The sequence below is a fragment of the Paenibacillus sp. 23TSA30-6 genome, assembly GCF_014858585.1.
Taxonomy (GTDB): Bacteria; Bacillota; Bacilli; order Paenibacillales; family Paenibacillaceae; genus Paenibacillus.
Map to the genome: position 1 here is coordinate 1 of NZ_SLTL01000097.1, position 822 is coordinate 822.

1 protein-coding gene is annotated in these 822 nt (G+C 62.9%); it reads right to left on the reverse strand.

Going from position 1 to position 822, the window contains the following annotated elements; genetic code table 11:
• Positions 1-822: AMP-binding protein (locus E0698_RS26245; RefSeq protein ID WP_192513430.1), on the reverse strand; the 822-nt coding region annotated here is incomplete at both ends.

Sequence of the window (822 nt, forward strand, 5' to 3'; positions counted from 1 at the left end):
CAGCAGCTGCGACTCGATCTCGCCCGTCTCAATCCGGTAGCCCCGGATTTTCGCCTGGTTGTCGATCCGGCCGATGAAGTCCACGTTGCCGTCTTCCATCCACCGCGCCAAGTCTCCCGTGCGGTACAGCCGCTCGCCCGCGGCGAACGGGCTGTCTACGAACTTCTCTTCCGTCAGCTCCGGACGGTTCAAGTACCCGCGCGCCACTCCGACTCCGCCGATGACCAGCTCGCCCAGCACCCCGACCGGCACCGGGTTCAGATGCGCGTCCACGATGTAGAATTTCGCATTCAGCCACGCTTTGCCGATCGGCACATGGCCTGTCTGCGGCAGCTTCGTCAGCTGCTCGTCGTAGAAGCTTGAGTCGATCGCCGCTTCCGTCACGCCGTATGCGTTGATGATCCGGAACAACGAGCCGAAGCGTTCCTGCAAGGTCCGGTAATCCGCCACGCTGCAGCTGTCCGAGCTCGTGATCAACAGCTCCACCCGGCTCATGTCCAGTTGCTGCTCGTGCACGTAATCCAGGAACGGCACGATCAGCGCCGGCGTCGATTCGAAGATGGTGACCCGCTCCCGCTCAATCCAGTAGTGCAGACGAGACGGATCGATCCGGTCGTCCTTCGGCACAATCACCATCGTGCCTCCGTTGTACAGCGTCCGCGCGATATCTCCCACGAACACGTCGAACGAGAAGCTTGCGAGCTGCAGCAGCCGCACCGGGAACTGATCCAACCGGTATTCCCGCCGGTAGCCCGCCGCCGTGTTCACCAGGCTGCGGTGCTCGATCATCACGCCCTTCGGCTTGCCCGTCGTTCCCGACGT